General features: G+C 65.1%; 21 protein-coding genes, 1 tRNA gene and 1 pseudogene. 10 read left to right on the top strand and 13 right to left on the bottom strand.

The features are described from left to right. Nucleotides 1-34 precede the first annotated feature (34 nt). Nucleotides 35-1,324, bottom strand: coding sequence for an adenylosuccinate synthase (locus CJD35_RS07135; protein ID WP_017181658.1), 1,290 nt, complete (start codon nucleotides 1,322-1,324; stop codon nucleotides 35-37). Between the two features lie 236 nt (nucleotides 1,325-1,560). Between CJD35_RS07135 and CJD35_RS07130 the strand changes: the two genes are divergently transcribed. Continuing rightward, entirely contained in the window at nucleotides 1,561-2,427 is an 867-nt protein-coding gene (locus CJD35_RS07130) for an alpha/beta hydrolase (protein WP_026002138.1), read from the top strand. On the opposite strand, the gene CJD35_RS07125 is transcribed toward CJD35_RS07130, so the two are convergent. The 3 genes from CJD35_RS07125 to CJD35_RS07115 all read right to left on the bottom strand — a co-directional run bounded on the left by CJD35_RS07125 (nucleotide 2,424) and on the right by CJD35_RS07115 (nucleotide 6,555). Then, complete coding sequence (locus CJD35_RS07125; protein WP_017181660.1) at nucleotides 2,424-3,554, bottom strand: ATP phosphoribosyltransferase regulatory subunit; 1,131 nt, start codon at nucleotides 3,552-3,554, stop codon at nucleotides 2,424-2,426. The genes CJD35_RS07130 and CJD35_RS07125 overlap by 4 nt on opposite strands. A gap of 132 nt (nucleotides 3,555-3,686) precedes the next feature. After that, the gene (gene serA, locus CJD35_RS07120; RefSeq protein WP_017181661.1) at nucleotides 3,687-5,267 is read right to left on the bottom strand and encodes a phosphoglycerate dehydrogenase; all 1,581 of its coding nucleotides are present in this window, start codon (nucleotides 5,265-5,267) and stop codon (nucleotides 3,687-3,689) included. A 127-nt stretch (nucleotides 5,268-5,394) separates the two neighbouring features. Beyond that, nucleotides 5,395-6,555: a phosphoserine transaminase gene (locus tag CJD35_RS07115; protein ID WP_017181662.1), complete on the bottom strand. Its 1,161-nt coding sequence runs from the start codon at nucleotides 6,553-6,555 to the stop codon at nucleotides 5,395-5,397. A 191-nt stretch (nucleotides 6,556-6,746) separates the two neighbouring features. On the opposite strand from CJD35_RS07115, the gene CJD35_RS07110 reads away from it, so the two are divergent. From CJD35_RS07110 to dapD, 4 genes are all read left to right on the top strand, one after another. After that, nucleotides 6,747-7,412 (top strand): extensin family protein, encoded by a 666-nt coding sequence (locus CJD35_RS07110; RefSeq protein WP_017181663.1) that lies wholly within the window; start codon nucleotides 6,747-6,749, stop codon nucleotides 7,410-7,412. Between the two features lie 41 nt (nucleotides 7,413-7,453). Continuing rightward, nucleotides 7,454-8,329 (top strand): LOG family protein, encoded by an 876-nt coding sequence (locus CJD35_RS07105; protein ID WP_017181664.1) that lies wholly within the window; start codon nucleotides 7,454-7,456, stop codon nucleotides 8,327-8,329. Nucleotides 8,330-8,499: 170 nt separating this feature from the next. Continuing rightward, nucleotides 8,500-9,171, top strand: a complete 672-nt coding sequence (locus CJD35_RS07100; protein WP_017181665.1) for a pyrimidine 5'-nucleotidase — start codon at nucleotides 8,500-8,502, stop codon at nucleotides 9,169-9,171. Next, entirely contained in the window at nucleotides 9,168-10,004 is an 837-nt protein-coding gene (dapD, locus tag CJD35_RS07095) for a 2,3,4,5-tetrahydropyridine-2,6-dicarboxylate N-succinyltransferase (protein WP_017181666.1), read from the top strand. The genes CJD35_RS07100 and dapD overlap by 4 nt, the downstream gene beginning before the upstream one ends. Nucleotides 10,005-10,011: 7 nt before the next feature. Here dapD and CJD35_RS07090 read toward each other — a convergent pair. From CJD35_RS07090 to CJD35_RS07075, 4 genes and pseudogenes are all read right to left on the bottom strand, one after another. Further along, nucleotides 10,012-11,025 (bottom strand): annotated as a pseudogene (locus CJD35_RS07090) (DUF2891 domain-containing protein). Next, the gene (locus CJD35_RS07085) at nucleotides 11,022-11,957 is read right to left on the bottom strand and encodes a DUF979 domain-containing protein (RefSeq protein WP_017181668.1); all 936 of its coding nucleotides are present in this window, start codon (nucleotides 11,955-11,957) and stop codon (nucleotides 11,022-11,024) included. Before CJD35_RS07085 ends, CJD35_RS07090 begins: the two are co-directional and overlap by 4 nt. After that, entirely contained in the window at nucleotides 11,954-12,622 is a 669-nt protein-coding gene (locus CJD35_RS07080; RefSeq protein ID WP_017181669.1) for a DUF969 domain-containing protein, read from the bottom strand. The genes CJD35_RS07085 and CJD35_RS07080 overlap by 4 nt, the downstream gene beginning before the upstream one ends. A gap of 10 nt (nucleotides 12,623-12,632) precedes the next feature. Beyond that, nucleotides 12,633-13,220 (bottom strand): PAS domain-containing protein, encoded by a 588-nt coding sequence (locus CJD35_RS07075; protein ID WP_026002140.1) that lies wholly within the window; start codon nucleotides 13,218-13,220, stop codon nucleotides 12,633-12,635. A 121-nt stretch (nucleotides 13,221-13,341) separates the two neighbouring features. Between CJD35_RS07075 and folE the strand changes: the two genes are divergently transcribed. Together folE and CJD35_RS07065 are read left to right on the top strand one after the other, a co-directional pair. Next, nucleotides 13,342-13,959 (top strand): GTP cyclohydrolase I FolE, encoded by a 618-nt coding sequence (gene folE / locus CJD35_RS07070; RefSeq protein ID WP_019051956.1) that lies wholly within the window; start codon nucleotides 13,342-13,344, stop codon nucleotides 13,957-13,959. Between the two features lie 30 nt (nucleotides 13,960-13,989). Then, complete coding sequence (locus tag CJD35_RS07065; protein WP_037514068.1) at nucleotides 13,990-14,955, top strand: NAD(P)/FAD-dependent oxidoreductase; 966 nt, start codon at nucleotides 13,990-13,992, stop codon at nucleotides 14,953-14,955. Nucleotides 14,956-14,959: 4 nt separating this feature from the next. Here the strand turns inward: CJD35_RS07065 and CJD35_RS07060 are convergent, their stop codons facing one another. The 5 genes from CJD35_RS07060 to CJD35_RS07045 form a co-directional block, all read right to left on the bottom strand. Next, complete coding sequence (locus CJD35_RS07060; RefSeq protein WP_017181673.1) at nucleotides 14,960-15,553, bottom strand: nitroreductase family protein; 594 nt, start codon at nucleotides 15,551-15,553, stop codon at nucleotides 14,960-14,962. Between the two features lie 66 nt (nucleotides 15,554-15,619). Beyond that, nucleotides 15,620-15,790 (bottom strand): hypothetical protein, encoded by a 171-nt coding sequence (locus CJD35_RS22690; RefSeq protein WP_017181674.1) that lies wholly within the window; start codon nucleotides 15,788-15,790, stop codon nucleotides 15,620-15,622. A gap of 213 nt (nucleotides 15,791-16,003) precedes the next feature. Then, on the bottom strand, nucleotides 16,004-16,264 hold the full coding sequence (locus tag CJD35_RS07055; RefSeq protein ID WP_017181675.1) for a hypothetical protein: 261 nt from the start codon (nucleotides 16,262-16,264) through the stop codon (nucleotides 16,004-16,006). A gap of 189 nt (nucleotides 16,265-16,453) precedes the next feature. Next, nucleotides 16,454-17,107 (bottom strand): glutathione S-transferase, encoded by a 654-nt coding sequence (locus CJD35_RS07050; protein WP_095686968.1) that lies wholly within the window; start codon nucleotides 17,105-17,107, stop codon nucleotides 16,454-16,456. A 58-nt stretch (nucleotides 17,108-17,165) separates the two neighbouring features. Next, nucleotides 17,166-17,255 (bottom strand) — tRNA-Ser (locus CJD35_RS07045). A gap of 148 nt (nucleotides 17,256-17,403) precedes the next feature. On the opposite strand from CJD35_RS07045, the gene hspQ reads away from it, so the two are divergent. From hspQ to CJD35_RS07030, 3 genes are all read left to right on the top strand, one after another. Then, nucleotides 17,404-17,775: a heat shock protein HspQ gene (gene hspQ, locus CJD35_RS07040; protein ID WP_017181678.1), complete on the top strand. Its 372-nt coding sequence runs from the start codon at nucleotides 17,404-17,406 to the stop codon at nucleotides 17,773-17,775. Then, nucleotides 17,732-18,481, top strand: coding sequence for a GDSL-type esterase/lipase family protein (locus tag CJD35_RS07035; RefSeq protein ID WP_017181679.1), 750 nt, complete (start codon nucleotides 17,732-17,734; stop codon nucleotides 18,479-18,481). Before hspQ ends, CJD35_RS07035 begins: the two co-directional genes overlap by 44 nt. Nucleotides 18,482-18,575: 94 nt before the next feature. Further along, the gene (locus CJD35_RS07030) at nucleotides 18,576-20,537 is read left to right on the top strand and encodes an OPT family oligopeptide transporter (RefSeq protein WP_017181680.1); all 1,962 of its coding nucleotides are present in this window, start codon (nucleotides 18,576-18,578) and stop codon (nucleotides 20,535-20,537) included. The last annotated feature ends 5 nt before the right edge of the window (nucleotides 20,538-20,542 follow it).

Raw genomic sequence — 20,542 nt, 5'->3', positions numbered from 1 at the left:
AAAGATCGCAGGCTGTGCCCGCCCCCCTATACCCTTAATCCGCGAACGGATCGCGCACCAGGATGGTATCCTCGCGTTCCGGGCTGGTGGATACGAGCGTGACCGGGCAGCCGATCAGTTCCTCGATCCGGCGGATATATTTGATCGCCTGCGCCGGAAGGTCCGCCCAGCTGCGCGCGCCGGCGGTCGTGTTGTGCCAGCCTTCGATCGCTTCGTAGATCGGCTGGGCCTTGGCCTGATCCTGCGCATGGGCGGGCAGATAATCGTATGTCTGATCGCCAATCTTGTAGCCGACGCAGATGTTGAGCGTGTCGAACCCGTCCAGCACGTCAAGCTTGGTCAGCGCGATGCCGGTGACGCCCGACACGGCGATCGACTGGCGCACCAGCACCGCGTCGAACCAGCCGCAGCGGCGCTTGCGGCCGGTGACAGTGCCAAATTCATGGCCACGCTCGCCCAGCCGCTGGCCAGTGGCGTCCTCCAGCTCGGTCGGGAACGGGCCGGAGCCGACGCGGGTGGTATAGGCCTTGACGATGCCCAGCACGAAGCCCGCCGCATTGGGACCAAGGCCGGTGCCGCTGGCCGCCGTGCCCGCGACCGTGTTGGACGAGGTGACGAAGGGATAGGTGCCATGGTCGATGTCGAGCAGCGTGCCCTGCGCGCCCTCGAACAGGATGCGCTTGCCCGCCGCCTTGGCGCGGTTGAGCGTCAGCCAGACGGGCTTGACGAAGGGCAGGATGAAATCGGCAATCTCGGTCAGTTCCGCCATCAGCGCGGCACGATCGATCGGCGGTTCGCCAAAACCGGCGCGCAGCGCGTCATGATGGGCGGTCAGCCGGTCCAGCTGCGGGCCAAGATCGTCGAGATGAGCAAGGTCGCACACGCGGATGGCGCGGCGGCCGACCTTGTCCTCATAGGCCGGGCCGATGCCGCGCCGGGTGGTGCCGATCTTGCCCGCGCCGCTCGCATCCTCGCGCAGGCCATCAAGGTCGCGGTGGAAGGGCAGGATCAGCGGGCAGGTTTCGGCGATCTGAAGATTGTCGGGCGTGATCGACACGCCCTGCGCGGTCAGCTTGGCGACTTCATCGCGGAAGTGCCAGGGATCGAGCACCACGCCATTGCCGATCACCGACAGCGTGCCGCGCACGATGCCCGACGGCAGCAGCGAGAGTTTATAGACTTTCTCGCCCACCACCAGCGTGTGGCCGGCATTATGGCCACCCTGGAAACGGGCGACGACATCGGCGCGCTCCGACAGCCAGTCGACGATCTTGCCCTTGCCCTCGTCACCCCATTGGGCGCCGATCACGGTTACATTTGCCATGGATACAGATCTCCGCCCGCCGCGCGGACCGGCCATGCCCTTCGACGGGACTCGACATGCCGGTAGGATCGATTGGGCGCCCGACAGAATATGGGGCACCCGGTGCGGGCGCGGGTTAGCGGCGCGGGGCTGGCGCGTCAAGGCGGAGGGACGATTACACTTTGATACAGCGCAACGGCTTTACGTGGTGAAGCAGGCGCGCGATCCTGATTATCCGTCGTTCGTGGAGATACGCCGTGCGGATAGCCTTGATCCTTGTCCTGTGCCTGTCGCTTCTGTCCCCCGCGCATGGAGCGCCGCGGCGCGCCCCGCCCGGCGAACAAGTGGTGGCCTATGGCGGCGATCCGGCGCAGACGCTGGATTTCTGGCCGGGCCAAACCGACAGCAAGCCGAACATAGCGCGGCCATTGGTGATCTTCGTCCATGGCGGGGGATGGAAGCGCGGTAGCAAGGACAATGCCACCGGACGCCATAAATCCGTTCATTATCAACAGCTTGGATATGCTTTCGCGTCCATCGACTATCGTCTGGTGCCCGGCGCCACGGTCGAGCAGCAGGCGCAGGACGTGGCCGATGCCGTTGCCTTCCTGCGCCGCCGCGCGGCGACATTGGGGGTCGATCCGGGCCGGATCGTGCTGATGGGCCATAGCGCGGGCGCGCATCTGGTCGCGCTGGTGGGGACGGACATGCGCTATTTCGCCAAAGCAGGGCTGTCGCCCGACGCCGTGCGCGGCATCATCCCGCTGGATGGGGCGGCCTATGACGTGGCGGCGCAGATGGCGCAATCGGGCCGGTTGATGAAGGGCACCTATGAACAGGCGTTCGGCACCGATCCCGCGCGGCAACAGGCGCTGTCGCCGACTCGCCATGCCGCCCGGCCCAACGCCCCGGCCTTCCTGATCCTGCATGTCGACCGGGACGATGGCACGGCGCAGTCGCAGGCGCTGGCCGCAGCCTTGAAGCGCGCGGGTACGCCCGTGGAGATACGGGCGCTGGAAGGGCGCGGGCTGCGCGGCCATATGCAGATCAACCGGCAGATGGGCGATCCGGCCTATCCGGGCACGGCAGTGGTCGACGACTGGCTGGCGCGAGTCGTCCGTTAGAAGGCGCGCAGTTCCGCGCCATCGAGCCAATGCGAGCAGCGCAATGTCGCGCCATCCTCATCGCCGACCAGCGCGGCGACGGTGTGCCAGCCCTCGGCCCGCAATTCGGCGGCGCGGGCCGCGTCTGCGCCCAGCGGCAGGAACAGGCGTTTGGGCGCCTTGTCGCCAAAGCCAGCGTCGATCAGCGGATCGGGATAAAGGGAAAAGCCAATGGCTGGCTCCTCCTCTCCATCGGCGCGCAGGATGGCATAGCTGCCGCCCCGGCCGATTTCGCCGATAAAGCCTTCGGCAAAGATCGAGAAGCCAAACCAGTTCTGATATTCAAAACCGTGCCGTTCGGTCGGATCGAGCGTCAGCGTGATGTCCCAGCCGATCGGCTTGGCGATGGCGCGCAGGCCCGCGATGCGGCTGTCGATCGCGCCGCCAAGGCTCGCATTGAAGGCTTCGAGCCGCTCCATCGCGGCGTGGAACGGACCCGTCGCCTCGATCAACGGCAGATAGGCCGCGGCCTGCGGCCCCAGCGCAACGAGAGCACCTGCATCCTTGGCGTCCAGTTCGGTGCGGACCGCTTCCAGTTCACCCGCCGCCAGCGGCAACGGACCGGCGGCCAGCATGTCGATCAGGTCGGGCAGGGTGAAATCGATGGTAAGGCCGCCGACGCCCGCCGCCTGCAACGCCTCGATCGCGACATTGACGATCTCGACGACGGCTGTGACGCTGTCCGACCCGATCAGTTCGGCCCCGACCTGCAACTTCTCCCGCTCCGGGCGCAGCTGATTGGCTTTGAGACGGATCACCGGCCCGGCATAGGAAAGGCGCAGCGGGCGCGGCGCGGTGGCCAGGCGAGTCGCGGCGATGCGGCCGACCTGCGCCGTCATGTCCGGGCGCAGCGCCAGGCTGCGCTGCGACACGGGATCGACGGCGCGAACCAGATCCTGCGCGCGCATGGATTTGAGGCGCTGGGTCAGCGTATCCTCAAACTCCGCGAGCGGCGGCATGACCCGTTCATAGCCGTGAGTCGCAACCGTATCCAGAACGCGGCGGGCAAGCCGGGCGGAGGCTTCGGCCTGCGGCGGCAGGCGGTCGGACAGACCCTCTGGAAGGAGGCTGGGCGGGATCATGGTCATGGCTTGCGCCTTTAGCGGAAAATTGGCGCTAGGCCATCCCCATCCACCGTTCGGGCTGAGCCTGTCGAAGCCCTGTCCTTTTAAGAAGAACAGTCCTTCGACAGGCTCAGGACGAACGGGTGAGGGGGCAGCTTAGGCGAAGCGCAGCACCTTCACCTGCTTCACGCCGGTCAGGTTGCAGATTTCCCAGCGCAGCGGTTCGGTGACGGTGCCGTCGACCGACAGCAGCAGCACCGCTTCGCCGCCCTGGTTGCGACGGCCCAGGTGGAAGGTGCCGATATTGACGTCGGCTGCGCCCAGCGTCGACCCCAGGCGGCCGATGAAACCGGGCGCGTCCTGGTTGACGATGTAGAGCATGGTGCCGTCGAGATCGGCCTCCACCTTGATGCCGAACAGTTCGACCAGGCGCGGGCTGGCATGGCCGAACAAGGTGCCCGCGACCGAACGCTCGCCGCTTTCGGTGGTGACGGTGACGCGCACCAGCGTCTGATAATCGCCTTCGCGGTCATGGCGCACTTCGCGCACGTCAAGGCCGCGTTCCTTGGCCAGGAAGGGCGCGTTGACCATGTTCACCGTGTCCGAATAGACGCGCATCAGGCCCGCCAGCACGGCGGCGGTGATGGGCTTCTGGTTCAGTTCAGCGGCATGGCCTTCCACCTCTACCGCAACGCCGGTGATCTGGTCGCCTTCGAGCTGGCCGACCAGGCTGCCCAGCTTCTCGGCGATCGCCATATAGGGCTTGAGCTTGGGCGCTTCCTCCGCCGACAGGCTGGGCACGTTAAGCGCATTGGTGATGCCGCCGTCGAGCAGATAGTCGGACAGCTGTTCGGCGACCTGCAACGCCACATTGACCTGCGCTTCATCGGTCGACGCACCCAGATGCGGGGTGCAGATGAAGTTGGGCGTGCCGAACAGGGGCGATTCCTTGGCCGGTTCGGTCTGGAACACGTCCAGCGCGGCGCCCGCGACATGGCCCGAATCGAGCGCGTCCTTGAGCGCGGCTTCGTCGATCAGCCCGCCGCGCGCGCAGTTGACGATACGCACGCCCTGCTTGGTCTTGGCCAGATTTTCGCGGCTCAATATGTTGCGGGTCTGGTCGGTCAGCGGCGTGTGCAGCGTAATAAAATCGGCCTTCGCCAGCAGCGTGTCGAGATCGGCCTTTTCCACGCCCATTTCGATGGCGCGTTCCGGCGTCAGGAACGGATCGAAGGCGACGACCTTCATTTTCAGGCCCAGCGCGCGGCTGGCGACGATCGAGCCGATATTGCCCGCGCCGATCAGGCCCAGCGTCTTGCCGGTGACTTCCACGCCCATGAAGCCGTTTTTCGGCCACAGGCCCTGCTGGGTCTGGGTGTTGGCTTCGGGAATCTGGCGCGCCAGCGCGAAGATCAGCGCGATGGCATGTTCAGCGGTGGTGATCGAGTTGCCGAACGGCGTGTTCATGACGATCACGCCCTTGGCCGAGGCATAGGGGATGTCGACATTGTCGACGCCGATGCCCGCGCGGCCAATGACCTTGAGGTTGGTGGCGGCGTCGAGAATGTCCTTGGTCACCTTGGTCGAGGACCGGATGGCGAGGCCGTCATACTGGCCGATCATGGCCTTCAACTCTTCGGGGGTCTTGCCGGTGATGACGTCGACCTCGACGCCGCGCTCACGGAAAATGGCGGCGGCGCGGGGGTCCATCTGGTCGCTGATAAGTACCTTGGGCATCTGTATTTCCTTTGGAAAATAGTCCCGTCATCCCCGCGAAGGCGGGGATCCATCTCCGACCGTTGCACCTGTCGATAGGGTGGGAGATGGGTTCCCGCCTTCGCGGGAATGACGGCTTTGTTTTAGATTAAGCAGCCTTTACGGTCGCATAGGCCCAGTCGAGCCAGGGACCGAGCGCCTCGATGTCGGCAGTATCGACGGTCGCGCCACACCAGATGCGGAGCCCGGCGGGGGCATCGCGATAGCCCGCTACGTCGAACGCGGCGCCTTCCTTTTCGAGCAATGCGGCGAAGGCCTTGATAAAGGCTTCGTCGGCACCCGCGACGGTCAGGCAGACGCTGGTTTTCGAGCGCGAGGCTTCATCGACCGCGAGATGGCCGAGCCAGTCGCGCTCCGCCACGATTTTGTCCAGAGCCGCCGCATTGGCGTCGCTGCGGGCGATCAGGCCAGCGGCGCCGCCGATCGACTTGCCCCATTCCAGCGCGAAGATCGCATCCTCGACCGCCAGCATGGACGGGGTGTTGATCGTTTCGCCCTTGAACACGCCTTCGGCCAGCTTGCCCTTCGACACCAGCCGGAACACCTTGGGCAGCGGCCAGGCGGGGGTGTAGGTTTCGAGGCGCTCAACGGCGCGGGGACCAAGGATCAGCACGCCATGGCCGCCCTCGCCGCCCAGTACCTTCTGCCAGGAGAAGGTGGCGACGTCGATCTTCGCCCAGTCGATGTCATAGGCGAACACCGCGCTGGTCGCGTCGGCGAAGGTCAGCCCTTCGCGATCCGCCGGGATGAAATCGGCATTGGGGACGCGGACGCCCGACGTGGTGCCGTTCCAGGTGAACAGCACGTCGGTGCTGAAATCGACCGCCGACAGATCAGGCAGCTGGCCATAGTCGGCGCGAATGACGGTGGGGTCGAGCTTCAACTGCTTGGCGGCATCGGTCACCCAGCCTTCGCCGAAGCTTTCCCAGGCGATGGTCGTGACCGGGCGCGCGCCCAGCATCGTCCACATCGCCATTTCAAAGGCGCCGGTGTCGGAGCCGGGGACGATGCCGATGCGGTGGGTGTCGGGCAGGTTCAGCAATTCGCGCATCAGGTCGATGCAGTAAGCGAGGCGGTTCTTGCCGATCTTGCTACGGTGCGAGCGGCCCAGCGAGTCGGTGGCGAGCGCAGCGGCGCTCCAGCCCGGAGGCTTGGCACAGGGACCGGAAGAGAAAAAGGGGCGAGCCGGCAGAGTCGTCGGCTTGGCGGCAGGCGCAATACGGGCGCCGGCTTCGGTAACTTCAGTCATGTAGCTTCTCCTTACAGAGAGCAGCGCGGCGTTGGGACCGCGTGGCCCGTCGGCCGCCCTAGAGATTTCGGCGGACCTGTCAAGCCGGTTGCGAAAATGACCCAGTGCTAAAAACGGGACGAGCCGTGCCCGCCGTTAACCATCAGCAAGATTTGTCCTGCTACCATGGGTGGCTCCTGATAGAGCGGGCGATGACGATGACGATGTTTCGCGGCGCGGCGCTGGCCGTGACGATGGCGATGATGCTGAGCGCGTGCGGCGGCGATCTGGTGCCGCGCGGCCGTGTGGCGCGCGTCTCCAAGCCCGCGCGTCCGGCAGCGCCGCAGCCGATGGCGTTTCGCCAGTGTCTGGCGAAACTCAATGCGCAGGCGATCGCCTATACCCCCCTGCCCGATCGGACGTTCGGCGGCGGGTGCAGCGCGCTGAGCAGCGTCAAGCTGATCGACTTTGGCGTGCCCGCGACCAATTTGGGCGCGATGACTTGCCAGCTGGCCGCCAATTTCGCCGCCTGGGCGCGCTATGGCGTGCAGCCCGCCGCGCGCGCCATATTGGGGACGGAGATCGTGCGGATCGAAACGTTCGGCACCTATAATTGTCGGCCCATCGCAGGCCTTGGTAAATTGTCCGAACATGCCCATAGCAACGCGATCGACGTCGCCGCCTTCGTGATGGCCGACGGGCGCAAGATCAGTGTCGAACAGGGATGGAACGGCGATCGGGAGACGCGCCAGTTCCTCAAGGTCATCCACGCCAGCGCCTGTAAGCGGTTCAATACCGTCCTCAGCCCCGATTATAACGCGGCCCATCGCGACCATTTTCATTTCGACATGGGCGGCAAGGGCGGGTTTTGCCGGTAATCCGCCTTGGCAATGTCATCTGCGCCCCTTAAGTCGTGGGGATGACAAAAAAAGACATTGAAGAACGCAAATTCCGCCCCGCCAGTCAGGAGGCGGCCGACGCCCGCAAGGCGATCGATACGCCCCAGACCAGCAGCAGCGCCTACAGGCTGGCCTTTCAGGACACCGAATTTCTGCTGCGCGAGGATCTGCGCCCGGTCCGGTTCCAGCTGGAATTGCTGAAGCCGCAATTGTTGATGGACGAAGCGCGAATCGAATCGACCTTCGTTTTCTATGGTTCCGCCCGCATTCCCGAACCCGACCAGGTGCAGGCCCGGATCGACGCTGCGACCACGCCGGAACAGAAGCGCATTGCCGAAAATCTGGGCAAGAAGGCGCATTATTATGATGAAGCCCGCAAGCTGGCGAGCATCGCAGCGCAATATCCGGTGAACGCGGCGGGATGTCGCCACTTCGTCGTCTGTTCAGGCGGCGGCCCTTCCATCATGGAAGCGGCCAATCGCGGCGCGGCCGATGTCGGCCAGACCACGATCGGCATGAACATCGTCCTGCCCCACGAACAGGCGCCCAATCGCTTCGTCACGCCGGAACTGAGTTTCCAGTTCCACTATTTCGCGCTGCGCAAGATGCATTTCCTGTTGCGGGCGCGGGCGCTGGCGGTGTTCCCCGGCGGCTTTGGCACGTTCGACGAGATGTTCGAACTGCTGACCCTCATTCAGACCGGCAAGATGAAGCCCATTCCCATCCTGCTGTTCGGCAAGGAATTCTGGAACCGGGTGGTCGATTTCGAGGCGCTGGCCGACGAAGGCGTGATTGCGCCGGCTGACCTTAACCTCATCACCTGGGTCGAAAGCGCCGACGAAGCGTGGCAGGCGGTGCAGGCCTTTTATGAGGATAGCGAACCGCTGGGATGTTGAACACTCCTCTCCGGGGGAGAGGGCAGCGAGAGTTGGCGGCTTTGCCGCCTGGTCGCAGCCGGAGAGGGGGTGCGTCGCACGCCATGCCCATCCCCCTCTTCCAACTTCTCCCCCACGGGGAGAAGGGTTAGTGGCTTGCCCTTCCCGGCGCACGGGACTAGGGCGCGGCCATGCTTGGCGATCTGGCCCATGTCGACACCTGGATCTTCGATCTGGACAACACGCTCTATCCGGCGAAGGCGGACCTGTTTGCGCTGATCGACGTGAAGATGGGCGAATTCATCCAGGGGTTGCTTGGCTGCGACCCGGTCATCGCGCGGCAGACGCAGAAGCGCTATTTCATGGAGCATGGCACGACCCTGTCGGGGCTGATGCACCATCATGGCATCGAGCCGCGCGACTTTCTCGACTATGTCCATGACATATCGATGGACCGGCTGGAGGTCGATGCGGAGCTGAATGCCCATATCGCCGCGCTGCCGGGCCGCCGCCTGATCTTCACCAATGGCGATGCGGACTATGCCGGCCGCGTGCTCGACAAGCTGGGCCTGTCCGGCCTGTTCGAGCAGATCCACGACATTCATGCCTGCCAATATGTGCCCAAGCCCGATCCGTCGGGCTATGCCGAATTGTGCCGCGTCCATGATGTCGACCCGACCCGCGCCGCCTTTTTCGAGGATATGGCGCGCAATTTGCGGCCCGCCAAGGCGATCGGCATGGTGACCATCTGGGTCAATAATGGCTCCGAAGCGGGCAATCATGACCATCATCCCGATTTTATCGATTTCGAGACTGATCATCTGAGGCCGTTTCTGGCCGGCATTTTTGGGGAAAGCGCATGACCGACCTGCAAAGCATAATCGACGCCGCCTGGGAGGACCGGGCCAATGTGAGCCTGACCACCACAGGGGCGGTGCGCGATGCCGTGAACGCGGCGCTTGCCCTGCTGGACAGCGGCAAGGCGCGCGTCGCCGAGCCGACCGCCGATGGCTGGCAGGTCAACCAGTGGCTCAAGAAAGCCGTGCTGCTTTCCTTCCGCCTGAATGACAATGTGTTGATCGAAAACGGTCCCGGTGGCGGTTTCTGGTGGGACAAGGTGCCGAGCAAATTTGCAGGCTGGGGCGAGGCGGAGTTCCGCGCCGCCGGTTTCCGCGCAGTGCCGGGCGCACTTGCCCGCGCGGGCGCACATATCGCCAAGAACGCGATCCTGATGCCCAGCTTCGTCAATATCGGCGCGTTCGTGGATGAAGGCACGATGGTCGACGCCTGGGTGACGGTGGGCAGCTGCGCGCAGATCGGCAAGAATGTCCATCTGTCCGGCGGCGTCGGCATTGGCGGCGTGCTGGAACCGTTGCAGGCCGACCCGGTCATCATCGAGGATGACTGCTTCATCGGCGCGCGGTCCGAAGTGGTCGAAGGCGTGCGCATCGGCAAGGGATCGGTCCTGTCGATGGGCGTGTTCATCGGCCAGTCGACCAAGATCATCGACCGCGCGACCGGCGAAGTGTTCATGGGCGAAGTGCCGCCCTATTCGGTGATCGTGCCAGGATCGCTGCCCGGCAAGCCGCTGCCCGACGGCACGCCCGGCCCCAGCCTCTATTGCGCCGTGATCGTCAAGCGGGTGGATGCGCAGACCCGGTCCAAAACCGGGATCAACGACCTGCTGCGGGATTGATCCAAATTCACCCGCCCCGTGCCGGGGAGGGTCGTTCCAGCGCCAGCAGCGCGAACGTCGCCAGCCAATGTTCCCCCATATAGTCGCCAGCGACATGGGGCAGGCTGGCGGCGATATGCCGTTCCGCCGCATCCAGCGCCGATACCGCGACCGGATCGCCCGGTCCCAGCGCAGCGGCAATCGCGCGCCAGCACCAGCCTCGGCTGAGGTTCAGGCCATCGAGATGGGCGATCTTGCCATCGCTGCGGTCCGACACGGTCGCGGGGGTGAATAAGGTCGCTGGTTCACCCTGCGCCAGTTGCGGCAGGAAGGCGTGGAACCAGTCGGCGAAATCGGCCCGCGCCAGCAGGCGGCTCATCAACAGCGCCTCACACAGAGCGGGCGAGAGAAATTCGTCGCCGCCCGGCTCCCATGCCTGGCAGGCGCGATCATCGCCGAACCAGTGCAGCGCCCGATCGCGGATCAGCGCCACCAGCGCGGGATCGCGCCCTTCGGCCCATTCCAGCGCCAGCGTCAGGGCAAAGGCGATGTTGAAATGGGTGCCGACGCGCAGCGGATAGGTAAGCTTTGGCAGGAAGTCGTGGAAGCGCGCGGCAAAGGCGAGCGCCAATGGTTCCAACGCCGCCGCCCAGGGCGCTTCATGCCGCGCCAGTTCGCCATGCAGGGCCAGCGCCCAGGCCCAGCCATAGGGCCGTTCAAAACCCGTGGCGGTGGGCCGCGCGAGGAAGGCGAGTTCACCCGCGACCTTTTGGGGGATCAGCATTGCGTCTGCCTGCGCCCGGATCGCGCTGGCCTGCGGCATGTCCGGGTAGAGGCGCAGCAGCCGCATCACCTGCCACCAGCCATGGACGCAGCTATGTCAGTCGAAACTGCCGTGGAAGATCGGATGATGGTCAGCCGGTTCGCGCGCATCCTGCGGCCCGGCCAGCACCAGATCCATCTTGTAAGGGTAGCGCCGTCCCAGATGGGACAGGGTCAGCGTGGCAAAGCCATTGGCCATGTCGGGGGTCAGGTGCGTCATGGGAAAGCCAGACAATAAATGAGCGCGATGTTGACGGCCAGCAGCGGCAAAGCCGTGCCGACCTGTTGCCTGATGACGCCATGCTTGTCTTTAAGTTCCAGCAGGGCGGCAGGGACGAGGTTGAAATTGGCCGCCATCGGCGTCAGCAGCGTTCCGCAGAAACCCGCCAGCATCCCGATGGCGCAGACGATCGCAGGATCGCCGTGATAGGTGCGGATCAGCAGGGGTATGCCGATGGCGGCGGTCATCACCGGGAAAGCGGCAAAGGCGTTGCCCATGACGATGGTGAAGAGCGCCATGCCAAGGCCATAGGCGATCACCGCGCCGAGCAAACTGCCCTGCGGAATCGCCTGGCTCACAAGCCCGCCGACCGCGTCACCGACCCCGGCCAGCGCAAATACCGCGCCCAGGCTGGCAAGCATCTGCGGCAGGATCGCGGCCCAGCCGACCTGATCCATCAGCCGCCGCCCCTGCTGCATCGGGACGATCGGCCCGGCGCGCAGCCACAGGCAGCCAGCGATCAGGGCGATCACCACGCCCAGCGCCAGCGCAATAAGCGTCGCCTGCTTGCCATCGACCCAGGTTGGCACGCCCTTGAAGAGCAAGGTGCCGACCAAAGCGGTGGCCGGTATGACCAGCGCAATGGCGAACAGCCCGTTGCCAAAACGCCCTGCCCGTTCCTGCCGCACCCTGTCCGGCACCATGCCGCCGCCCCGGCCCAGCCCGGACGCCGCCAGCGCCACCAGCCCCAGCACCAGCACGCCATTGCCCAGATCGCCCAGCGAATCCCCGGCCCACATCGACAGCGCCAGCAGCGCCCAGAAAGCGGCCGTCCGGCGGGCGCGCGGATTGCTGGTGTCGTTGACGCCCAGCAGCGCAAAGGCGGCAAAGATCGCGCCTGCCAGCGCATAGACCCAGTGCAGCGTGATCATGGCCGTTCCGCCCGGTTCAGGCGACGGTCGAGCCGCCACAGCCTGAACCCGTGGATTAGGAAGGCGGCGATCGCGGTCGGGATGGCCCAGACCGACAGCTGGAGCGGCTCAAGGCTGATGCCATATTGTTCCAGCAGCCCCTTGATCAGCAGGATCGACCCGATCGCCAGAAATATATCCTCGCCAAAGAACAGCCCGACATTGTCGGTCGCCGCCGCCATCGCCTTGACCTGCTCCCGCTCCGCATCGTCCAGATCGCCCGACTGGCGTTCTGCGGCGGCCTCCGCGATCGGCGCGACCAGCGGGCGCACGGTCTGCGCATGGCCCGCCACCGATGTCAGCCCCACCGCCGCCAACCCCTGCCGCGCCAGCAGATAGAAGGTCAGGAAACGCCCGACCGTCGCCCCGCGCATCCGCCCGATCAATCCGCGCGCGCGTTCCTGCAACCCATGCGCCTCCAGCAGCCCGACCACCGGCAGCACGATCCAGATGATGCTGACATAGCGCGCTTCGTTGAACGCCTTGCCAAAGGCGGCGAGGATGGCGAGCGGATCGAGCCCGGCCGCGATCCCCGTCACGACCGCCGACGCCAGGATGACGAGCAGCGGGTTGAAGCGCAGCACGAAACCCGCAACGATCACCGCGATGCCGAGCAGCACCCACATCACGGGCGCCCTAATAGCCAGCCTCTATCGCCAGCCTGATCCCTTCCGCTCCGGTCCTGACGCCCAGCGCCTTGAGCATCGCGGCGCGGTGCATCTTCACCGTGCGTTCGGTCAGGCCCAGATCCCAGGCGATCTGCTTGTTGAGCTTGCCCGCCGCCATCGCGATCAGCACGTCACGCTGGCGCGACGTCAATGCAGCGATCCGCTCACGCGCGCCCGACGATCGTTCCGCGCCCGTCGCGTCCGGGCTTTCCACCGCCATTTGCGAGCCCAGAAAATAGTCCAGTTCGCCATCGACGCCAAAAATGGGCGCGACCATCACCGCGTTGCGGAACGGCGTGCCGTCCTTGCGGTAATTCAATATCTCCACCAGCACCGGCCGCCGTTCGCGCACGCCAGCGCGGATCGTCTCGCTGAGCCAGGGTTCGGTATCCGGCCCGGACAGGAAGCGGCAATTGCGCCCGACAATTTCATCCCGCGTATAGCCGGTCAGCGCAATGAAGGCTTCATTGCATTCGACAATCGGATTGTCGGGCAGGCGGGGGTTGCTGATCACGGCGGCGATCGCGCTGTTGGCGATCATTTCAGACAGAGACATGGGCACTCACAGACTGGCGGGCGATCGGCGGATGCGGTGCCCCTTTGGGCATGTTGCCCCAAATGCCCCGCCTGCCGCAAGCAGGCTGCACCAGGCCCCTGATGAACGAAAGGGAAAGGCCATGAATTTTATCCCAACTGGCCTTGGCGGCTATGCTTTCGACGATGATGGCCGCCCGATCGTGCCTGAAGCCGTGCAGGACGCGGTGCGAACGCTGATTCGCTGGGCCGGGGACGATCCGGACCGCGAAGGTTTGCGCGATACGCCGGCACGGGTCGGGCGGGCATGGCGCGATTATTGCACCGGCTATGAGGAAGATCCCGGCCGCCATTTGGCCCGCACGTTCGAGGAAGTCGGCGGCTATGACGAGATCGTCCTGCTGAAGGACATTCCGTTCCAGTCGCATTGCGAACATCATATGGCGCCGATCACCGGCAAGGCTTCGATCGCCTATCTGCCGCGCAACCGGGTGGTGGGCATATCGAAGCTTGCCCGCGTGCTGCACGGCTTTGCCCGGCGGTTACAGGTGCAGGAACGGCTGACCGCCGAAGTGGCGCAAAGCATTCAGGATCATCTCCAGCCCCATGGCGTCGCGGTGGTGATAGAGGCGCAGCATGGCTGCATGACGGGCCGGGGCGTGCGTACGCCCGGCGTCGCGATGGTCACCAGCCGCCTGCTCGGCTGCTTCCTCGACGATCGCGCCAGCCGCCGCGAACTGCTTGCGCTGATGGGCTATTGACGGTGGGCTATTGAAACAGGACATCACAGGGTGACGCTGGCAATCATAGGCGCAGGCATGGCCGGGCTGGCCTGCGCCGACCGGCTGGCGGAGGATGGCATCGCCGTGCGCCTGTTCGACAAGGGGCGCGGGCCGGGCGGCCGCATGTCGACCCGCCGGGTGGAAACCGCGATCGGCACCGCCAGTTTCGATCATGGCGCCCAATATTTTACCGTGCGCGACCCGCTGTTCCGCCTTCAGGTCGATGGCTGGGCCGCAGCCGGGGTCGCTGTTCCCTGGCCTGAAGCCGGGGCCGACGCCTGGATCGGCAACCCGGCGATGAACGCGCCGATCCGCCATATGGCGGCCGCCCATCGGGTGGATTTCCTGCATCATGTCCATGGCCTGCAACGCGACGCGGCCGGTTGGTGGGTGCGGCTGGACGCGGGCATGGAGGGACCGTTTGACGCGGCCATCGTCGCGCTGCCTTCCGAACAGGCCGCCACCATATTGGGTCTGCACGATCTGGCGATGGCGCGGGTGGCGATGACGGCGCGATCGCAACCCTGCTGGACCGCGATGATCGCCTTTACCGGACCCGTCGACCTGCCGGTCGATCATCTGACCGGCGGCGGCATCCTGTCATGGGCGGCGCGCAACAGCGCCAAGCCGGGACGCGACGGGCCGGAAGCCTGGGTCGTGCAGGCCAATGGCGCCTGGTCGGCCACCCATCTGGAGGAAAGCCCCGACACCATCGCCCCCCTGTTGCTCGATGCGCTGGGGCAGATGACCGGCGGGGCCGCGTTGCCGCCTGTGGCGTACCTTACCGCGCACCGCTGGCGCTTCGCCATGACGCGCGGCACCGACAATGGCGCGCTGTGGAACGACCATATCCGGCTGGGCGCGTGCGGCGACTGGCTACTGGGGCCGCGCGTCGAACTGGCCTGGCTGTCTGGCCGGATGCTCGGCGCGCGGGTTGCGCAGGATTTGACGCTGCCGGTTGCCCGGTCGGGCTGACGCCTTAATCCACGAAATTTCCCGGTCGGGCGAACGTCGCGATATCCTTGCGGTCGCTTGGCACCTCGCGCGCTTGCAAGGCTTCGGGCAGGGCCGACTTGTCGCCCATCCGCCCGATCGCCACCGCAGCCTCGATACGGAAACGGTCCGGCACCGCCAGTTCGGCGCGGGCGGCATCGAAATCCACGCCGCTCATCGCATGGGTGTGATAACCCAGCCGCGTCGCCTGCAGCGCCAGCAAGGCCCAGGCTGCGCCCGCATCGAAACTGTGGCTGTGCGACGGCTTTAAATCGTCCGATCCCGGCGCGGCAGTCAGCGTGTCGGACAGGATATAGACCAGCGCGCCGGCATGCTGCACCCAGCTTTGGTTGAAGGGCAACAAAAGGCCAAGGAACCGGCTCCAGTCGGCGCTGTCGCGATGGGCATAGAGAAAACGCCATGGCTGGTAATTGAACGCCGACGGCGCCCAGCGGGCCGCATCGAACAGCGTATCAAGATCCCCCTGCGGGACGGGCGACCTGTCAAAGGCGCGGGGCGACCAGCGTTCCACAAATAACGGATCGACCGCGCGGGTCACGGTACGGGGACTGGTGGCCATGGAGGTTCCTTGCGTGCAGGTGAAAGACCGCCTCCATATAGGGTGGATATTGCAGTTGCGAAGGGGTCAGCGGATCGCTTCGCAGGGCTGGCCAGGCCGATTGCCCTGATCATGCGCCCGCATGAAGGTATCGGCATCCCGCTCCAGCAAAATCACCGTGGGTTCGCGCAAGAGCGCCCGCGCCAAACGCGCCCGCAATCGGGCAAAGCGCCCGTCCTGCCCATATCGTTCGATCATGCATCCCCCTGCCGACTCACGCAGCTTATCTATCGATCCTATAGACAAAAATCGCGCAAGCAATGCTGGGCAGCGAGACAGAAATGCTTTGGGGTGGGCGGCGGCGTGGCGCGCCGGGTTCGGCACGGCAGCCGGAATCGGGTCAGGCCGGTCTGGCAGGACCGGCCACCCTGAAGATTGGGGGGCACCCTGACGCGGGTGCCTGCAACAGTGTCAGCGCTGGGCCAGCTGGACGCTCGACTTGCGGCTGATGGTCAGGCCGTTGCGGGCCCATTCGCCCTTCGACTGGCACTGGGTGACGGGGATCAGCGAACCGGTCACGGTTTCGCGGAAGCAATAGCGGTCGGTCTTGGCGTCATAGGTCACCTTGGCTTTTCCAAAGCTGCCCCGTGCCTCGGCAAAAGCGGGGGTGCTGGCGGCCGAAACGGCGAGCGTGGCGGCAACAACGGCGGCGGCGAAAGCGATGGTCTTCATGATGAATGTCTCCCTGAATGATGGTTGGCGATCCGTATTGGATCATGCCGACAACGTTGCAGGAGGCGTGCCAGTTTGAAAAAATCGCGGAAAACCGTGAATTTTTAACTCAGCTTCTGAACATGGCGTGAATTTTTTGCCATTGGTTGGCAATATTTCCGAACTGTCCGCCATTTTTTCGCGATCGATTCAGATAATAGTTTCCTTGGCCGCTACAGGCGGAAAAATCACCGGCGCGTCACCCTCGCGCCAGGGCGGGACGCGCAGCATCGCGGCGGCAAACAGGGGACTATGCAAATGGATGTCGAGCCAGCGACGCAGATGGGGCAGCGGCTGCGCTTCGAACCAGGCCGGGTCGATTGCCGCGAACTGGCGGACGAAGGGGAAGATCGCCATGTCGGCCAATCCGCGCGCCGCGCCGCATAGCTGCGCGCTTATGTGCAATCGACGGTCGAGCACATGCAGCCAGTCCAGCGCCGCGCCGCGGTGGACCGCCGGATCGCTGCCATGGCGATCGGGATATTTGGTCCGGTCCAGATGCATCTTGAACGGGCCGTCATTGGCGGCGATCAGGCCAGCATCGTCCCGCATCAGCCATCCTTCCGGATCGGCCCGCCCCAGCGCCCAACGCATGATGTCGATACTCTGGTCGATCACCTGCCCATCGGGCAGCACCAGCACCGGCACGGTCGCCTTGGCCGATGCCTGCCGCAACGCATCCGGCTTGTCGCGCAACACCACTTCGCGCAGCGCAACCGCCTGCCCGCTCACCAGCAAAGCCAGCCGGGCGCGCATCGCATAAGGGCAGCGGCGGAAGCTGTAGAGAATGGGAAGCGACGACATGGGAAACACCGCCCTTATCGCGCAAAAGCACCACGACAGCAATGGATCGACAGAAAACTGGCGGAGAGGCAGGGATTCGAACCCTGGGTACCGTCACCGGCACGCCGCATTTCGAGTGCGGTGCATTCGACCACTCTGCCACCTCTCCGCAGAAGGCCGGGACATGCGGCTTTTCGCACAGGAAAAGCCCGTCCCAACCGGGTCGAGCGCGGCCATTAGCGAATGAATCCCGCCTTGCCAAGCAGGCTTGTCGGTATTTTTCTTGTGTGGCGGGCGAAGGCTCCTAAATTGGACATATGAGAAACACGATTCAGATTTTCGGCACGGGCGTCAGCGCGCCGCCGATTGTCCATGCCAGCTTCAGCATTGGCGACGTCGTCAAGCATCGCATGTTTGGCTTTCGCGGCGTCGTGTTCGACATTGACCCGGTGTTCGCCAATAGCGAGGAATGGTATGACGCCATCCCTGAACATGCGCGGCCAGACAAGCAGCAGCCATTCTACCATCTGCTCGCCGAAAATGGCGAATCCAGCTATGTGGCCTATGTCAGCCAGCAGAATCTGATCGCCGACGACAGTGACGAGCCGGTCGATCACCCTGCCATTACAGGTATGTTCGGTGCCTATGCGGACGGCAAATATCGCCTGCGCCACCTCCATCGCCACTAGGGCGACCGCCGCGCTGCTGCTGGCGCTCGCCGTGCCCGGCGCGGCTGGCGCGCAGGCGCAGGATCGGCCGCCCAATCCCGACCCCGCCTTTCCGTTCGCGCGGGAGATCGAGGCTTTTGCCAAGGCCAATGCCAAAAGCCCTCCGGTCGATGGCGCGACCCTGTTCCTGGGCAGTTCCAGCATCCGACTGTGGGACATAGCGGCAAGCTTTACCGACATTCCGACCGTCAATCGCGGCTTTGGCGGGGCCAGCACCCCCGACGTGTTGCGCTATTATCGTCGCCTTCTCCCGCCGATCGAACCGCGCACGATCGTCGTCTATGTCGGCGAGAATGACCTGGCTGCGGGCGCCAGCCCCGACCGGGTCACCACCGACATATTGACCCTGCTCAAGCGGCTGCGCAGCGACTATCCGCGCGCGGCGATCGCCTTCCTTTCCCTGAAACCCAGCCCGATCCGCTGGACCTTATGGTCCAAAATGGCGGCGGTGAATCAGGCGATCGCCCATCGCGCCGCGAAGGAGCGCTTCACCTTCCTAGACGTCGGCAGCCTGTTATTGGCGCGTGACGGTCTGCCCGACGCCTCGCTCTTTCGCCCGGACGGACTGCATATGAATCCGCGCGGCTACCAGCGCTGGACGCGACTGGTCGACAATTGGCTCGATCACGCCACCCAGACGCCAAATGCGACAAGAAAGGCCTCCTGAGCCACCCGATTGCACTTTCCGATTGATCCATAGCCAAGCAACATTATTACAAGTCCGGGCGACAAGCGCCGAGCCAAGGGGATAAAGGGTGACAATGGAGAAGGCACAGGCCAGCGCGATGGCCGAACTGACGCTGCGCGGGGTGATCCTCGGCGCGCTCATCACGCTCATCTTCACTGCCGCCAACGTCTATCTTGGGCTCAAGATCGGGCTGACCTTCGCCACATCGATCCCCGCCGCCGTCATCTCGATGGCGGTGCTGCGCCTGTTCGCAACCGGCACGATCCTGGAAAATAATATCGTCCAGACCATCGCGTCGGCCGCAGGCACCTTGTCCGCGATCATCTTCGTGCTGCCGGGGCTGGTCATCATCGGCTGGTGGCAGGGCTTTCCCTACTGGCTTTCAGCCTGCACCATCGCCCTGGGCGGCATATTGGGCGTCATGTATTCCGTGCCGCTGCGCCGCGCGCTCGTCACCGGATCGCCCCTCCCCTATCCCGAAGGCGTCGCCGCCGCCGAAGTGCTGAAGGTCGGCGCCGGATCGCGGCTGGGCGAGGAAGAAAACAAGCGCGGCCTGTCCGCGATCCTGCTGAGCGCGCTGGCCGCCGCTGCCTTTTCCATCGTCGCCAAGACCCGGCTGCTGGCTGAGGAAGCCGCAACCTTCTTCAAATTCGGTGCAGGTGCGACATCCATGTCGACCAGCTTTTCCATGGCGCTGATCGGCGTTGGGCATCTGGTCGGCCTGTCGGTCGGCGTTGCCATGTTCGTGGGCCTGCTGATCAGCTGGGTCGGCATCGTCCCCTACCTGACAGCGCCCTTGCCCGCCGGCGCGGACCTGGCTGATCTGGTCGGCACCACCTTCCGCATGAAGGCGCGCTTCATCGGCGCAGGGACGATCGGCGTCGCCGCGATCTGGACCCTGCTCAAAATCCTTGGCCCCATCGTCAGCGGCATCCGGTCCGCCATGGTCGCCAACGCCACGCGCAAGGCGGGCAATGCCGGCCTGCTGGAACTGACCGAGCGCGACCTGCCGATCGGCATTGTCGGCGGCACCATCATTGCGTCAATGCTGCCCATCGGCGTGCTGCTGTGGATTTTTGCCCAGGGCGGGCCGATCGCGGCCAATCCCATTCCGGTGATCGCGCTGACTTTGGCCTATGTGCTGGTCGCGGGCATCGTCATCGCATCGGTCTGCGGCTATATGGCCGGCCTGATCGGCGCGTCCAACAGCCCGATTTCGGGCGTCGGCATCCTGGCCGTGCTGGGCGCGTCGCTGATGCTGGCAGCGATCTACGGCTCCGGCGGCGATCCCGATCGCGCGCAGGCGCTGGTCGCCTATGCGCTGTTCACCACCGCGATCGTGTTCGGCATCGCTACCATTTCCAACGACAATCTGCAGGATTTGAAAACCGGCCAGCTGGTCGGCGCGACCCCGTGGAAGCAGCAGATCGCGCTGATCCTGGGCGTGCTGTTCGGCGCGCTCGTCATCCCGCCGGTGCTCGACCTGCTCAACAGCGCCTTCGGTTTCGCCGGGGCGCCGGGGGCCGGACCCAATGCCCTGCCCGCCCCGCAGGCCGCGCTCATTTCGGCCCTGGCCAAGGGCGTGCTCGGCGGCGATCTCGACTGGGGATTGATCGGCATCGGCGCGGGGATCGGTGCGGTCGTCGTGCTGGTGGATGAATTGCTGGGCAAGGCAGGCAAGCTGCGCCTGCCTCCGCTGGCGGTGGGCATGGGCATCTATCTGCCGATGGCGCTCACCCTGCTGATCCCGGTCGGCGCGGTGATCGGCCATCTCTACAATCGCTGGGCGCTGCGCCAGTCGCACCCGGAATTTGCCGAGCGGATGGGCGTGCTGATGGCCACGGGTTTCATCGTGGGCGAAAGCCTGTTCGGCGTCGCCTTCGCCGGGATCGTCGCGGCGACGGACAGCGATACGCCCCTCGCGCTGGTCGGCGAAAGCCACTTGGCCATTCCCCTGTCGATCCTGATCTTCGCATCGGTGATCGGCGGCCTGTACGCCAAGTTGAGGCGCTGGGCTTCCGCGCCCCTGGCCTGACGACA

Source organism: Sphingobium xenophagum (genome assembly GCF_002288285.1).
GTDB classification, from domain to species: domain Bacteria; phylum Pseudomonadota; class Alphaproteobacteria; order Sphingomonadales; family Sphingomonadaceae; genus Sphingobium; species Sphingobium xenophagum.
This window is presented reverse-complemented; position numbering and strand designations above follow the sequence as displayed.

Excerpts from the sequence above, each read along its gene's own strand:
- CJD35_RS07135 (WP_017181658.1), bottom strand. The coding sequence starts at position 1,324 with ATGGCAAATGTAACCGTGATCGGCGCCCAATGGGGTGACGAGGGCAAG.
- CJD35_RS07125 (WP_017181660.1), bottom strand. The coding sequence starts at position 3,554 with ATGACCATGATCCCGCCCAGCCTCCTTCCAGAGGGTCTGTCCGACCGC.
- serA (WP_017181661.1), bottom strand. The coding sequence starts at position 5,267 with ATGCCCAAGGTACTTATCAGCGACCAGATGGACCCCCGCGCCGCCGCC.
- CJD35_RS07115 (WP_017181662.1), bottom strand. The coding sequence starts at position 6,555 with ATGACTGAAGTTACCGAAGCCGGCGCCCGTATTGCGCCTGCCGCCAAG.
- CJD35_RS07110 (WP_017181663.1), top strand. The coding sequence starts at position 6,747 with ATGACGATGACGATGTTTCGCGGCGCGGCGCTGGCCGTGACGATGGCG.
- CJD35_RS07105 (WP_017181664.1), top strand. The coding sequence starts at position 7,454 with ATGACAAAAAAAGACATTGAAGAACGCAAATTCCGCCCCGCCAGTCAG.
- CJD35_RS07100 (WP_017181665.1), top strand. The coding sequence starts at position 8,500 with ATGCTTGGCGATCTGGCCCATGTCGACACCTGGATCTTCGATCTGGAC.
- dapD (WP_017181666.1), top strand. The coding sequence starts at position 9,168 with ATGACCGACCTGCAAAGCATAATCGACGCCGCCTGGGAGGACCGGGCC.
- CJD35_RS07085 (WP_017181668.1), bottom strand. The coding sequence starts at position 11,957 with ATGATCACGCTGCACTGGGTCTATGCGCTGGCAGGCGCGATCTTTGCC.
- CJD35_RS07080 (WP_017181669.1), bottom strand. The coding sequence starts at position 12,622 with ATGTGGGTGCTGCTCGGCATCGCGGTGATCGTTGCGGGTTTCGTGCTG.
- CJD35_RS07075 (WP_026002140.1), bottom strand. The coding sequence starts at position 13,220 with ATGTCTCTGTCTGAAATGATCGCCAACAGCGCGATCGCCGCCGTGATC.
- folE (WP_019051956.1), top strand. The coding sequence starts at position 13,342 with ATGAATTTTATCCCAACTGGCCTTGGCGGCTATGCTTTCGACGATGAT.
- CJD35_RS07060 (WP_017181673.1), bottom strand. The coding sequence starts at position 15,553 with ATGGCCACCAGTCCCCGTACCGTGACCCGCGCGGTCGATCCGTTATTT.
- CJD35_RS22690 (WP_017181674.1), bottom strand. The coding sequence starts at position 15,790 with ATGATCGAACGATATGGGCAGGACGGGCGCTTTGCCCGATTGCGGGCG.
- CJD35_RS07055 (WP_017181675.1), bottom strand. The coding sequence starts at position 16,264 with ATGAAGACCATCGCTTTCGCCGCCGCCGTTGTTGCCGCCACGCTCGCC.
- CJD35_RS07050 (WP_095686968.1), bottom strand. The coding sequence starts at position 17,107 with ATGTCGTCGCTTCCCATTCTCTACAGCTTCCGCCGCTGCCCTTATGCG.
- hspQ (WP_017181678.1), top strand. The coding sequence starts at position 17,404 with ATGAGAAACACGATTCAGATTTTCGGCACGGGCGTCAGCGCGCCGCCG.
- CJD35_RS07035 (WP_017181679.1), top strand. The coding sequence starts at position 17,732 with ATGCGGACGGCAAATATCGCCTGCGCCACCTCCATCGCCACTAGGGCG.
- CJD35_RS07030 (WP_017181680.1), top strand. The coding sequence starts at position 18,576 with ATGGAGAAGGCACAGGCCAGCGCGATGGCCGAACTGACGCTGCGCGGG.